At 63.2% G+C, this 13,354-nt stretch carries 10 protein-coding genes; 5 read left to right on the top strand and 5 right to left on the bottom strand.

Features of this window, described 5'->3' with window-relative positions; translation table 11 throughout:
• The first annotated feature begins 161 nt into the window (after nucleotides 1-161).
• The gene (locus ACQZAB_RS05665) at nucleotides 162-1,157 is read left to right on the top strand and encodes a helix-turn-helix domain-containing protein (RefSeq protein WP_428387867.1); all 996 of its coding nucleotides are present in this window, start codon (nucleotides 162-164) and stop codon (nucleotides 1,155-1,157) included.
• A 6-nt stretch (nucleotides 1,158-1,163) separates the two neighbouring features.
• Here ACQZAB_RS05665 and ACQZAB_RS05660 read toward each other — a convergent pair whose 3' ends face one another.
• Both ACQZAB_RS05660 and ACQZAB_RS05655 read right to left on the bottom strand, forming a co-directional pair.
• A complete protein-coding gene (locus ACQZAB_RS05660; protein WP_428387865.1) occupies nucleotides 1,164-2,480 on the bottom strand; it encodes a PLP-dependent aminotransferase family protein in 1,317 nt (438 codons plus the stop codon).
• Nucleotides 2,481-2,591: 111 nt separating this feature from the next.
• Complete coding sequence (locus ACQZAB_RS05655) at nucleotides 2,592-4,760, bottom strand: sodium-translocating pyrophosphatase (RefSeq protein ID WP_428387864.1); 2,169 nt, start codon at nucleotides 4,758-4,760, stop codon at nucleotides 2,592-2,594.
• A 257-nt stretch (nucleotides 4,761-5,017) separates the two neighbouring features.
• On the opposite strand from ACQZAB_RS05655, the gene thrS reads away from it, so the two are divergent.
• Nucleotides 5,018-7,246 (top strand): threonine--tRNA ligase, encoded by a 2,229-nt coding sequence (thrS, locus tag ACQZAB_RS05650; protein ID WP_428387862.1) that lies wholly within the window; start codon nucleotides 5,018-5,020, stop codon nucleotides 7,244-7,246.
• 6 nt (nucleotides 7,247-7,252) lie between these two features.
• On the opposite strand, the gene ACQZAB_RS05645 is transcribed toward thrS, so the two are convergent.
• Nucleotides 7,253-8,002 carry a helix-turn-helix transcriptional regulator gene (locus ACQZAB_RS05645; RefSeq protein ID WP_428387860.1) on the bottom strand — a complete coding sequence of 250 codons (750 nt, stop codon included), beginning with the start codon at nucleotides 8,000-8,002 and terminating at the stop codon, nucleotides 7,253-7,255.
• A 637-nt stretch (nucleotides 8,003-8,639) separates the two neighbouring features.
• Here ACQZAB_RS05645 and ACQZAB_RS05640 point away from each other — a divergent pair.
• Both ACQZAB_RS05640 and ACQZAB_RS05635 read left to right on the top strand, forming a co-directional pair.
• The gene (locus ACQZAB_RS05640; RefSeq protein WP_428387859.1) at nucleotides 8,640-9,410 is read left to right on the top strand and encodes a glucose 1-dehydrogenase; all 771 of its coding nucleotides are present in this window, start codon (nucleotides 8,640-8,642) and stop codon (nucleotides 9,408-9,410) included.
• A gap of 43 nt (nucleotides 9,411-9,453) precedes the next feature.
• Entirely contained in the window at nucleotides 9,454-10,383 is a 930-nt protein-coding gene (locus ACQZAB_RS05635) for a histone deacetylase family protein (RefSeq protein WP_428387858.1), read from the top strand.
• Nucleotides 10,384-10,393: 10 nt separating this feature from the next.
• Here the strand turns inward: ACQZAB_RS05635 and ACQZAB_RS05630 are convergent, their stop codons facing one another.
• Nucleotides 10,394-11,263 carry a PhzF family phenazine biosynthesis protein gene (locus ACQZAB_RS05630; RefSeq protein WP_428387857.1) on the bottom strand — a complete coding sequence of 290 codons (870 nt, stop codon included), beginning with the start codon at nucleotides 11,261-11,263 and terminating at the stop codon, nucleotides 10,394-10,396.
• A gap of 32 nt (nucleotides 11,264-11,295) precedes the next feature.
• On the opposite strand from ACQZAB_RS05630, the gene ACQZAB_RS05625 reads away from it, so the two are divergent.
• A complete protein-coding gene (locus ACQZAB_RS05625; RefSeq protein WP_428387855.1) occupies nucleotides 11,296-11,751 on the top strand; it encodes an NAD-binding protein in 456 nt (151 codons plus the stop codon).
• Between the two features lie 26 nt (nucleotides 11,752-11,777).
• On the opposite strand, the gene ACQZAB_RS05620 is transcribed toward ACQZAB_RS05625, so the two are convergent.
• Complete coding sequence (locus ACQZAB_RS05620) at nucleotides 11,778-13,322, bottom strand: glutamate synthase subunit beta (RefSeq protein ID WP_428387854.1); 1,545 nt, start codon at nucleotides 13,320-13,322, stop codon at nucleotides 11,778-11,780.
• Nucleotides 13,323-13,354 lie beyond the last annotated feature (32 nt).

Genomic DNA, 13,354 nt, shown 5'->3' with positions numbered 1-13,354 from the left:
ATCCGACAGAGTTGGTGTGGGGTGGTTCGTCGGCCGCGGTTGTCGCAGGCATTAAACCCGTTCAGGTAAAGCCGTAGTGCATTCAGGCTGGACTCTGGCCTATTTGAGTCACTATGATGTTGTTTGCACGATAATAGGTTCAGAAGGTCAGGATCCAAGCCATGAAGCAGAGTCTGTCCCCCAAGGAGTTGGCGCAGGCGATTGGGGTTAGCGAGTCGTCGCTGAAGCGGTGGACGGATTCCGGGCGGGTGAAAGCCTCACGGACGGTTGGGGGTCATCGTCGAATCAACGTGCAGGAGGCGATTCGGTTTATCCGAGAGTCGAGTCTGCCGTTGGTGCGTCCTGAGATTCTGGGGCTGCCTGATCTCAATGGGGATGAGCTGACGCGTGATGTGTCGGGTGCGGCGGGGACGCTGGCGCGTTTGTTGCGTGAGGGTGACCTGCCGCGGTCGCAGGCGTTGGTGCTGAACCTGTACCTGTCGGGTCATAGCGTGGCGTGGATTTGTGATGGCCCGCTGTCGCATGCGATGTGTGAGATTGGGGAACTTTGGGTGAAGGATGCGCCCGACGGCGTTTTTTCGGAGCACCGTGCGACCGAGATGGCGACGCAGATCATGAATCAGCTTCGGATGCTGCTTGAGCCGGGCATGGATATGGATCTGCCTGAGCGTCCGAAGGCGGTGGGTGGCTGTCCGATGGGGGATCACGGGGCTTTGGCCTCGGTGATGGTGGCGGGGACGCTGGCGGAGGCGGGGTATGAGGCGGTGAACCTGGGCGGCGATACGCCGGTTGATGCTCTTTGCGAGGCGATTGGTGAGTATTCGCCGTTGTTGGTCTATCTGACTTGCCCGCATCCGGGGAATCTGCCTAAGACGAGTGAGCTTGAGCGGATTTCCAGTCAGGCCGTGAAGACGGGTGGGTGTCTGGTGCTGGGTGGTCTTGGCGCGGAGGAGGCGTTCAGGCCGCTGCTGCCGAACATCTTCATGCATCACTCGATGAGCGAGCTGTCGGCGTTTGCCCGTGGTTTGCTGGCTCAGCGTGAGCCGAAGGTTGAGGTTCAGACCAAGCCAATGGCGCCTGCGAAGCAAGCCGCGATGAATGGTCACGCGCTGAATGGCCACTCGGTCAACGGGCATTCGGCCAACGACAAGCGTTGATCGGTCTTAGCTGGTTTTGTTGCTGATGGTGGCGAGGGCGTTGGTGAGTCGGTTCATGCCTTCGGTGATGTCGGCTGGGCTGGCGTAGCCGAAGCTGAGGCGGATGGTGTTGAGGGGTTTGGTTCGGGTGGGATCGATGGGATAGCAGTAGCTGCCGGGGACGTAGAGGACGCCTTGTTCGATGGCGGTTTCGAAGAGTTCGCTGTCGGCGTCGGCGCGGATGGACGGGGGTAGTTCGATCCAGGCGTAGAGCCCGCCTCGGACGGGGGTGGTTTTGATATCGAGTCCGGAGGCGCGGCTGAGTCTGGCGAGTCCGTCGTTCATGCCTTCGGCTTTGCGGGCGTAGGTCTGGCAGAGTGTTTTGACGTGTTTGTCGTAGACGCCTTGTTGCATGGCGGCGGCGATGAGTTTCTGGGCGAGGTGGTTGGAGCCGAAGTCGCGGCCGTCCTTGGCGCGGAGGACGGGGTTGACGAGGTCTTTGGGGAGGAGCATGTAGCCGGTTCGGAGTCCGGGCGAGAAGGGTTTGCTGAAGGTCATCATGAGGACCGTGTGGTCCATGTCGGGGTCGCGGGTGAGGATGGTTTTGGGGGCATCGCCGGTGTAGGTGAGTTCTCGGTAGGCGGCGTCTTCCATGAGGAGGATGCGGTGGTGGGTGGAATGCTTTCGGACGATTTCGAGGATTTGTGCCCGGCGGTTGTCGGCGAGGGTTCGGCCGGTGGGGTTCTGGTGGTAGCTCTGGACGTAGACGACTTTGACGCGTCGGAGCTGGTTGATGGCGGCGAGTCCTGCGAGGAGGTCGTCGAGTTTTTCGGGGAGGATGCCGTGTTCGTCCATCTCGACGGCGCGGATTTCGGATCGCCAAGCGGTGAGTGCGCCGGTGAGGACGAAGTAGCTGGGCCATCCGGTGACGACGATGTCGCCTGGGTCGAGGAGGATCTCGGCGAGGAGGTGCTGGCCCTGTTGGGATCCGGTGGTGATGACGACCTGATCGGCGGCGCCTGGGTAGGTTTCGGGTTTGTGGCCGTCGAGTCGGGCCATGTGGTTGTAGACGAGATGGCGGAGTTGTTCGTCGCCTCGGGTGGGTCCGTACTGGAGGGCGGCGCGGCCGGTTTTGGGGTCGGCGAGGATGGGCTCGAGGAGTTTGAGGGATTCTTCGTGGGGGAGTGAGTCGTGGTCGACGAGTCCGGGTGCGAGTGAGATGAGGTTGGGGTTGGTGAGGGCCATCTCGATGAGCTGGCCGATGGGCTGGTCGCGGGTGTGTCGGGCGGCCTGGGAGAAGCCGAAGCCGGCCTGGTCGGGGGCGTGTGATCGGATGCGGTTCATGGGTTGGATCGTAACGGTTGCTTGGGTGGCGGGTTGTGCGGGCATAAAAAAACGGGGCCCGCTTGTGCGCGGGCCCCGTTAAAAGGGGTGGTTTGGATCGGGTGAGGGTGGTTACTCGGCGTCGATGAGGTTGGCCGTTGGATCGGTTGATTCGAGGTTATCGATCAACTCGGTTTGGGTTCCCTGGTCGTTGAGGTTGAGGACGCCCCGGTCGGTCCAGATGGGTCCTGGCATGAGGAGGGGTGCGATGACGAGTGAGACGATGGCCATGACGTTGATGAGGATGTTCATCGAGGGGCCGGAGGTGTCTTTGAGGGGGTCGCCGACGGTGTCGCCGACGACGGTGGCCTTGTGGGACTCGGAGCCCTTGCCGCCGAAGTGACCTTCTTCGATGTACTTCTTGGCGTTGTCCCAGGCGCCGCCGGCATTGGACATCATGAGTGCGAGGAGGACGCAGGTGAGGAGTGAGCCGACGAGGAGGCCGGCGAGGGCTTCGGCGCCGAGGATAAAGCCGACACCGCAGGGGATGAGGACGGCGAGGGAGGCGGGGAGGATCATGCGTCGGAGGGCGGCAGCGGTGGCGATGTCGACACAGCGTTCGGCATCGGGCTCGGCCTTGCCTTCGAGGAGTCCGGGGATTTCGTGGAATTGTCTTCTGATTTCCTCGATCATTTCGTAGGCGGCGTCGCCGACGGCCTTCATGGTGATGGAGCCGTTGAGGAAGGGTCCGACGCCGCCGAGGAAGACGCCGAGGAGGACCATGGGGTTGTTGATATCGAGTTCGAGTCCGATGGTTCCGGTGAGGTGTCCGGAGACGGTTTCGATGAAGGCGGCGATCATGGTGAGGGCGGCGAGGCCGGCTGCGCCGATGGCGAAGCCCTTGCCGATGGCGGCGGTGGTGTTGCCGACGGCGTCGAGGGAGTCGGTGATTTTTCGGGTTTCGGGTCCCATGCCGGACATTTCCGCGATGCCGCCGGCGTTGTCGGCGACGGGTCCGTAGGCGTCGATGGCCATGGTGATGCCGACGGTGGCGAGCATGCCGACGGCGGCGATGCCGATGCCGTATAGGCCGACGAGTGAGTTGGCGGCGAGGATGATGCCGGCGAGGGTGAGGAGCGGGACGACGACGGATTCGAGTCCGACGGCGAGGCCGGAGATCATGACGGTGGCGACGCCTGTCTGTGATGAATCGGCGATATCGCGGACGGGTTTGGCGGCGGTGTAGTACTCGGTGACGGTTCCGATGATTACCCCGCCGACGGCTCCGGCGACGAGTGACCACCAGACGTTGACAGAGATGCCGAGGAGGTTGCAGACGAAGAAGGCGGCGATGATGAAGAGGACGGCGGAGCCGAGGGTTCCGACGCGTAGGGCGGAGGAGGGGTTCATGGAGGAGGCGGCCTTGACCATGAAGATGCCGAGTAGGGAGGCGATGAGGCCGACGCTGGTCATGATCAGGGGGAGGAGCATGAGGGTGGCTTTGGCGGACTCTTCGGTTTCGGCGCTGGGCACGAGGCCGATGGCGATGGTGGCTGAGAGTGCGGCGGCGATGGCGATGGTGGCGATCTGGGCTCCGCAGTAGGACTCGAAGATGTCGGAGCCCATGCCGGCAACGTCGCCGACGTTGTCGCCGACGTTGTCTGCGATGACGCCAGGGTTGCGTGGGTCGTCTTCGGGGATGCCGGCTTCGACCTTGCCGACGAGGTCGGCTCCGACGTCGGCAGCCTTGGTGAAGATGCCACCACCGACGCGGTAGAAGAGGGCGACGAGAGAGGCTCCCATAGCGAAGCCTTCGATGGAGAGGGCTCCTTCCTTGGCGTCGGCTCCGAGGACGAAGAAGAAGAAGAGGGTGCCGATGCCGATGAGGCCCATGGAGGCGACGGTGAGTCCCATGACGGACCCGCCGAGGAAAGCGATGGAGAGTGCCTTGGGCATGCCGGAGTTGTGTGCGGCGACGGTGGTGCGGACGTTGGCCTTGGTGGCGGTGTACATGCCGATGAAGCCGGCGATGGAGGCACAGGCGGCTCCGACAAAGAAGGCGATGGCGGTGTTGACGTTTAGTGCCCAGGCGACGAGCCCGCCGAGGACGAGGGTGAAGATGGCGAGGAGGGAGATCTCGCGTCGCATGAAGACCATGGCGGCGCGGTGGATGGTGTCGGCGATTTTGGCGACTTTGCCCTCGCCGCCGTCCTCTTTGAGGACGAGCATAAGGACGAGTCCGGCGCAGGCGAGTCCGATGACGCCAAGGATGGGGACGAGGTGGGGCAGGTAGTCGTACATGGGGGAGCGTCTCCGAAGAAGCGAAGGCCGTTGGCGGCCGGTTGGTTTTGATTCAGAATTCCCGAAGCGGGGGATTCTATAACCCGTAAAAGACTCGGGGTCTAGCCTCGATCGGCAGAATCGGGCTGAGAAGGTTCAAAAGGTGGTTGGCGGGGCTGGGGTGATGGCTGGTGTGGTGTCGCTAAGATGCGGGGCTACTTGTTGGCCGGAGGCTGGCTGACGGGTTTTGAGATCACTTTTGGATTGGCAGGCAGGCGATGATCATTACTTTGCCCGATGGCAGCACGCAGGCGTTTGAGGAGCCGGCGAGCCCGCGTCAGGTGGCGGCTCGGATTGGTGAGAAGCTGGCGGAGGCTGCGATCGGGGCGAGGTTTACGGCGGCCGGGGGTGACGAGAGCGTGCTGGTGGATGCGGATCGGCCGCTGCCAGGTGACGGGACGCTGGCGATAGTGACGGCTCCGCGTGTGGACAAGAAGGGTCGGAGCAAGTGGCGGGATGAGGCGCACGAGAAGGATGCGTTGTATCTGCTTCGTCATTCGGCGGCGCACGTGATGGCGGAGGCGATCCAGCGGATCTGGCCGGAGACGCTGCTGGCTTATGGCCCGCCTCTGGACAACGGGTTTTATTACGACCTGTCGCTAGAGACGCCCATTTCGTCGAATGATTTCGAGCGGATCGAGGCGGAGATGGCGAAGATCGTGGCGGAGGATCGTCGTTTTCGGCGGTATGAGATGCCGGCGGCAGAGGGGTTTGAGAAACTGGAGGCGGAGGACAACAAGTACAAGGTGGACAACGCGAAGCGGGCGGTGGAGAAGGGGTCATCGACGCTGAGCTGGTACGTGACGGGCGGCTTGCCGGTGGTGGAGATGGATGGGTCGAAGTTCTGGCTGATGGGGGAGGTGGACTGCGTGCCGGTGGACGAGTCGCAGCCGGGGGTGATTGATTACGAGCAGCGGCTGAACATCACGGATGTGGGGGTGTCCTCGGCGGAGGATCGGGTGGGCGAAGCGGATTGGGAGGACCTTTGCATGGGTCCTCACGTGGATCGGACGGGTCGGATCGGGGCGGTGAAGGTGATGTCGATTGCGTCGTCGCATTGGCATGGGGATGTGTCGTCGGATCGTTTTCAGCGGGTGTACGGGACGGCTTTCTTTACGGAGGCGGATCTGGCGGCGCATCTGGAGGCGCTGGAGCAGGCGAAGGCGCGGGATCACCGGGTGCTTGGGCGTCAGCACGGGCTGTTTGAGATCGATGAGAAGGTGGGGCAGGGGCTGGTGCTGTGGAAGCCGAAGGGTGCGATCGTTCGGCAGGAGCTGCAGGACTTTATTGCGAGCCATCTGGAGCGGCAGGGGTACAGCCAGGTGTTTACGCCTCATATTGGGCGGTTGGGGCTCTACAAGACCTCGGGGCACTTTCCTTACTACCGGGAGTCGCAGTTTCCGGCGCTGATTGATCACGAGCAGATGAAGGCGCTGAGTGATGAGGGGTGCAGCTGCGCGGAGTTGTCGGCGAAGCTGGGGTCGGGTGAGTTGGATGGCTATCTGCTGAAGCCGATGAACTGCCCGCATCACATCCGGATTTATGCGAGTGAGAAGCGGTCGTACCGGGATCTTCCGATTCGGCTGGCTGAGTTCGGGACGGTTTATCGTTGGGAACAGTCGGGTGAGCTTGGAGGGATGACGCGGGTGCGGGGGTTCACGCAGGACGATGCTCACCTGTTTGTGATGGAGGAGCAGCTGGGGGGTGAGGTGGCGGGTTGTCTGGAGCTGGTGAAGGTGGTGTTCAAGACGCTGGGGATGGAGGATTTCCGGGTGCGGGTGGGTCTGCGGGATCCGGACTCGTCGAAGTATGTGGGTGAGCCGTCGCAGTGGGATCGGGCGGAGGCTGCGTGTCTGGCGGCGGCGGAGTCGCTGGGCGTGTCGTTTTCGTCGGAGCCGGGGGAGGCGGCGTTTTATGGGCCGAAGATCGACTTCGTGGTTCGGGACGTGATTGGTCGGGAGTGGCAGCTCGGGACGGTGCAGGTGGATTATCAGCTGCCGGTGCGGTTTGAGCTTGAGTACACGGGGGCGGACAACGCGCCTCATCGGCCGGTGATGATTCACCGGGCGCCATTCGGATCGATGGAGCGGTTTGTGGGGGTGCTGATCGAGCACTTCGGGGCGGCTTTCCCGTTGTGGCTGGCGCCTGAGCAGGTTCGGGTGCTGCCTATCAGCGACAAGTTCGCGGGTTATGGGCGGAAGATATTGGCGGCACTGAAGGAGGCGGGCTTGCGGGCGACGGTTGATGAGGGCAATGATCGGCTGAACGCGAAGATCAAGGTGGCGCAGGAGGAGAAGGTGCCCTACATGCTGGTGGCGGGTGGTCGCGATGAGGAGGCGGGGACCGTGTCGGTTCGGCATCGGACCGAGGGGGATGTGGGCGCGATGCCGTTGGAGGCGTTTGTGGAGAAGGCGGTGGCGGAGAAGGTGTCGCGGGTGCTGGGTTAGTGGGCGTCAGCTTGCCTGCGCGAGGGGTGCGATGCGTTTGAGGGGTTCACGTCGGGAGGAGACGCCCAGCTTGAGGTAGATGCTCTTGATGTGGACGTGGACGGTGTGGGGGGAGCGGTCGAGTTCTTCAGCGATCTGCTTTTCGGTGAGTGACTCGGTGAGGTGGTTGAGGACCAGCCGTTCGGTTCGGCTGAGGCGTTCGAGCATCTGGGCGCAGGTTTCTGTGGCAGGGGCGGTTTGCGGTTCGTGGCCGTTGACCTTGTCGGATTCCGTGTTCCAGATGTTGAGTTGTTCGAGCGCGAGATTGAGCTTGTTCTCGTCGCTGGGGGTGAAGCGGGCTCGGTTGGCCCAGCGGATGAAGACGTAGATGAGTTTGCGGTTGTTGATGGTGAGGGCGACGCCAAGGGCATCGGAAACGGCTCGGTAGCGTTCGATGCGTCGGAAGAGGGCGCTGCGTGCGACGGCGGAGGCGCCGACGGCTTCGATGGGGCGGAGGGCCCGGTTGGTGGGTGCGGGACCAGCGAGGTAGTCCAGAACGGAGCCGGGGTCGGCGGTCCAGTGGTGGAGGTCCATGATGCGGACGAGGTCGGGGGCCAGTCCGGTGTGCTGGGTGAGGGGTGTGGGGAGCCACTTTCCTTCTTCGCGGACTGCGGCGAAGGCGATGTCGGCTTCGAGTCGTTGTCGCGCGGTTTCTAGGGCGTGTGTCAGGTAGGCTGCTTGTGGCAGGCCCCGGTTCCAGGCTTTGTGGTTCAGCATGTCCTCGCCTTGTCCCTACTCTTACTCATTGGTTGCGTGTTATTCGATTGTCAGGCTCATCCTGCTAACGGGCGTGATGATGTGTTATGGGTTTACTGTGCGGCATGACTTTGATTTTATTTGTTGAATTTTTGATTAAGGGTTTTTGATGTCTTTTTTTGGGTCCTGGGTGCATTGGTTTAAGCATGTATGCCAATTTTTGATCTTATGTAACAGTATTTGATCTTAATCGAAGGTGTAGGAACTAGATATATGGGTTTTCACCTACTCGTCGTTGATTTTGGTGTGCATGATCGAGCGGTAGAAGCTGGGGTGGTTCTGTGAAAATTAAATGTAAATTGATTTGTCATCATTGTGTGTTCCGGATTGATTTCGCCGTTACGGCCATCATGATCGGGTGCGGCCAGTTAAACCTGACCGCCAAGCAATTCTATTGCCCCCTTGGGATGAACTGGTCCCTGAGGGTGAACGTTTTGGATGCTAGCCTTTCGGAATCAATTTCGTCCTTTCAGACTGCGATATCGAGTTTTTAGTCCATAAATAGCAATCTGACGGTTAACCTATTGCAGGTTGATTGTGGACGATTCCGGCCACAACTTCTTTATTAACAGGTCTTTTTGTCTTCAGGAGCCGTTCTGTGGCGAGATTTCAGGGTAAGGTTGTTGTGATTACTGGCGCTGGGAGTGGGATTGGTCGGGCGGCGGCGGTGCGGTTTGCGGCGGAGGGGGCGTACGTGGTGTTGGGGAATCGGAATGAGGCGGCTGGGGCGGAGACGCTGGAGCTTGCGCGGGCGGCGGGCGGAGATGGTTCGTTTCTGAGAACCGATGTCGCGATCGAGGCGGAGGTGGCGGCGCTGGTGGATCATGCGGTGGCGACGTTTGGCGGGCTGCATGCGGCGTTTAACAACGCGGGGGTGGAGGGGGAGACGGCGTCGCTGGCGGAGGCGACGAATGAGGATTATCAGCAGATTTTCGATATCAACGTGCGGGGATTGTGGTGGAGCATGAAGCATCAGATGCGGGTGATGCTGACGCATGGGGGCGGGTCGATCGTCAACAATGCGTCGGTGGGTGGGGTGGTGGGGGTGCCGGATCACGGGTTGTATGTGGCGTCGAAGCACGCGGTGCTGGGTTTGACGAAGAGTGCGGCGATCGAGGTGGGAGCCAAGGGTGTGCGTGTGAACGCGGTGTGCCCGGCGGCGATCGAGACGCCGATGCTCGAGCGGTTTTCGGGGGATTCGGACGCGGCGCGGGCGGCGGCTCGTGAGGCGATGACGGCGGCGCATCCGATTGGGAGGTTGGGGCGGCCGGAGGAAGTGGCGGCGGCGGTGGCGTGGCTGTGCAGCAAGGACGCGAGCTTCATGCTGGGGCAGGCGATGATGGTGGATGGGGGGTATACGGCGATCTGAGGGTTGGTGGAGGCGGCGGTTGTAGAGCGGCCTATGGTTGGGGATGCTTGAGGGTTTGCCGCTGGTTCACTCGGAGGATTACGACGCGCCACTGCCTGAGGGGCATCGGTTTCCGATGTCGAAGTTCCTCCTGTTGCGGGAGCTGCTGGAGGCGGAGGGGGTGGCGAAGGCGGAGCAGTTTGTGCGGCCGGAGCCGGCGCTTCGTGAGGACCTGGAGCTGGTGCACGAGCCGGGGTATCTGGATGCGTTTATCGAGGGGCGTCTGGGTGCGGCGGCGGTGCGGAAGATTGGGCTGCCGTGGACGGAGCGGCTGGTGCATCGGACGATCACGGCGGTGGGCGGGACAATCCGGACGGTGGAGCTGGCGCTGGAGCATGGGCTGGCGTGCAACACGGCGGGTGGGACGCATCACGCGTTTCCGGGTCATGGGTCGGGGTTTTGCATCCTGAATGACCTAGCGGTGGCGGCGCGGGTCGCTCTGGAGCGGGGCTGGGTGGAGCGTGTGCTGATTGTGGATCTGGATGTGCATCAGGGGGACGGGACGGCGTTTGCGTTGTGCGGGGAGCCGCGGGCGTTCACGTTGTCGGTGCATTGCGCGGCGAACTTCCCGCTTCGGAAGCAGGTGAGTGATCTGGATGTGGAGGTGGAGCCGGGGCTGGAAGATGGGGGGTATCTGGCGGTGGTGGATCGGGTGGTGCCGGAGGTGTTGGAGCGGGTGCGGCCGGAGCTGGTGTTGTATGACGCGGGGGTGGACGTGCATCGGGACGATCGGCTGGGGAAGCTGGAGCTGAGTGATGAGGGGGTGCGGGAGCGTGATCGGCGGGTGATCTCGTGGTGCCGGGAGGCGGGGATTCCGACGGCGTGCGTGATTGGCGGGGGATATGACCGGGATCATCGGCTGCTGGCGCGGCGGCACAGCCTGCTGCATCGGGCGGCGAGTGAGGTGTGGGCGGCGGAGCGGGTGTCGGGGTGAAGGGGCGGGATTAGAGCTTGGGGACAGGAAGGGTTTGGATGGTGGCGGCGTGGCCGGCGAGCTGGACGCGGGGCGGGTGGAGGGTGGTGATGAGGAGGCCGGAGCGTTCGGAGGCCTGGTGGCAGCGGAGGGTGGTTTTGCCGAGGCGCTCGGACCAGTAGGGGTTGAGGGCGCAGTGGAGGGAGCCGGTGACGGGGTCTTCGTTGATGCGGAGATTGGGGGCGAAGAAGCGAGAGGTGATGTCGTGGTCGGGGTGGTCGGCGCGGGCGGTGAGGCAGAGGCCGCGCCAGTTTTCGGCGAAGTGGGGGAGGCTGAGCTGGATGAGGGTTGGCCAGTCGGGCGCGGCGGCTTGGACGTCGGCGGCGGTGGGGAGTTCGAGGATGAGGTCGTAGGGCGTGCGGACGGCGGCGATGGGTTGGGGGCAGCGGAGGGCGGCGGGGATGTCGGGGGTGATGGTTTGGAGATCGATGGGTTCGATGGGCTCGGTGGGGAAGTCCATGGCGATGAGGTGGTCGTTGGTTGGGGTGCAGGTGAGTTGGCCGCGTTGCTGGGTGTGGAAGTTGATGGGCTGGTCGGCGTGGGCGTGGTTGTTGTGCCAGAGGGCATGGGCGGCGGCGAGGGTGGCGTGTCCGCAGAGTTCGACTTCGGCGGCGGGGGTGAACCAGCGGATGCCGAAGGTGTTGGGCTGATCGGTGGGGAGGACGAAGGCGGTTTCGGAGAGGTTGTAGTGAGCGGCGAGTTGCTGCATCCAGGAGATGTCGGGCCAGTCGTGGCTATCAAGGAGGAGGACGGCGGCGGGGTTGCCGGAAGTGTCGGGGCTGTTGGGGTTGGTGAAGGCGTGGATGAGGTGGGCGTGGCCGGGATGCTTCGGGGTACTCATGGTGGGGATGGTTATGGGTGTAGGATTGGGGGATGGAAACGAGGGCTGATGGTATTCGGAGGCGGTGTGCGGTGGTGGCGGGGTATGGGCCGGTGGGCCGGCTGGTGGCGGAGCAGCTGGAGCGGGTGGGCTTTGAGGTGGTGATCGTGGAATTGAATCTGCAGACCGTCGAGCGGCAGCTAGGGCTTGATCGGAAGGTGGTGTATGGGTGCGCGACGGACCCGGAGGTGTTGCAGAAGGCGGGGGTGGGGGAGGCGGACGCGTTGGCGTTGACGCTTCCCGATGAGACGCAGGTGGTGGAGGCGTGTCGGGTGGCGCGGGGGCTGAACCCAAAGATAAGAATCACGGCGCGGACGAACTTTGTGAGCCAGGGATTGCTGGCACACGAGGCGGGCGCGGACGAGGTGGTGGTGGAGGAGGTGGTGACGGCGGAGGCGATGCGTGACGCGGTGGTGCGGGGGTTGGGTGAGGAGGGGGTGGTGATTTAGAGGGGCGGTTGCTTGCCTTTGTTTGTCTAACCGGCGCTGGAGAGCAAGCCGGTTTCCATGCCGGGGGCGGGGAGGCTGGAGGTGCCCATGAGTTGGGTGTCGATGGCGTGGGCGGCGCCGCGGCCTTCGGCGATGGCCCAGACGATGAGGGAGGCCCCGCGGCGCATGTCGCCGGCGACGAAGACTTTTTCGTGCTGGGTGGCGAACTTGCCGTAGTCGGCGGGGACGGTTCCCCGGTCGGTGGTGAGGCCGAACTGCTGGACGAGGCCGGGGGTGTCGTGGCCGGTGAAGCCGATGGCGAGGAGGACGAGTTGGGCGGGGAGTTCGCGTTCGGAGCCGGGGACTTCGGTTGATTTGAGTCTTCCGGTGCTGGGATCGGTTTGCCAGTCGAGGTCGCTGACGAGCATGGCGCGGACGCTGCCCTTGCCGTCGTCGAGGAAGGCCTTGGGGAGGATGCCGTAGGCACGGGGGTCTTTGTCGTAGCGGGCGGCGGCTTCGGCGTGTCCGTAGTCGATGTAGAAGGTGCCGGAGGGTCCGGGCCAGGGGTGTTGGTCGTCGCGTTCGTCGGGCTCTTTGGCTCGTCGGGTGATGTTGGTGAGGCTTTGGCAGCCGTGTCGGAGAGCGGTGCCGATGCAGTCGGTACCGGTGTCGCCACCGCCTATGACGATGACGTCTTTGCCAGCGGCGGAGATGTAGTTGCCGTCTTTGAGTTCGGAGTCAAGGAGTGACTGGGTGGATTTCCAGAGGTACTCCATGGCCATGTGGACGCCATTGAGTTGGCGGCCGGGGAGATTGTCGAGATCGCGTCCCTGGAGTGCGCCGCAGGCGAGGAGGATGGCGTCGTACTGATCGAGGAGGTTTTTGGGATCGACGGTGATGGCGCGGTGGGCGCTGCCGTGGTGGGCGGGGTCGCCGCCGACGTTGGCGTTGGTGACGAAGCGGATGCCTTCGGCCTGGAGGAGGTCGATGCGTCGCTGGACGATGCCTTTGTCGAGCTTCATGTTGGGGACGCCGTACATGAGGAGCCCGCCGATGCGGTCGTCGCGTTCGTAGACGGTGACTTCGTGTCCGGCCTGGTTGAGCTGATCGGCGGCGGTGAGGCCCGCGGGTCCTGAGCCGACGATGGCCACCTTCTTGCCGGTGCGCTTGGCGGGTGGTCGGGGGACGACCCAGCCTTCTTCGAAGGCGCGGTCGATGATGGCGCACTCGATGGACTTGATGGCAACGGGCGGCTCGTTGATGCCGAGGACGCAGCTCTCCTCGCAGGGTGCGGGGCAGATGCGACCGGTGAACTCGGGGAAGTTGTTGGTCTTGCGGAGTCGTTCGTAGGCATCTTTCCAGCGGCCGTGGTAGACGAGGTCGTTCCACTCGGGGATGAGGTTATCGATCGGGCAGCCGGTGTCGGCCTGGCAGAAGGGGACACCGCAGTCCATGCAGCGGGCGCCCTGTTCTTTGAGGATGTGGTCGTCGGCGCGTTCGTAGATTTCGTAGAAGTCGCCGAGGCGCACATCGGGGTTGCGCGAGGGCATGGCGATGCGGTCGTATTCCATGAATCCGGTGGGCTTACCCATTGGTTTCTTCCTGAAGCTCTTGCTGATGTGTG

Origin of the sequence: Mucisphaera sp. (assembly GCF_965279675.1) — a bacterium.
Lineage (GTDB): Bacteria > Planctomycetota > Phycisphaerae > Phycisphaerales > Phycisphaeraceae > Mucisphaera.
This window is presented reverse-complemented; position numbering and strand designations above follow the sequence as displayed.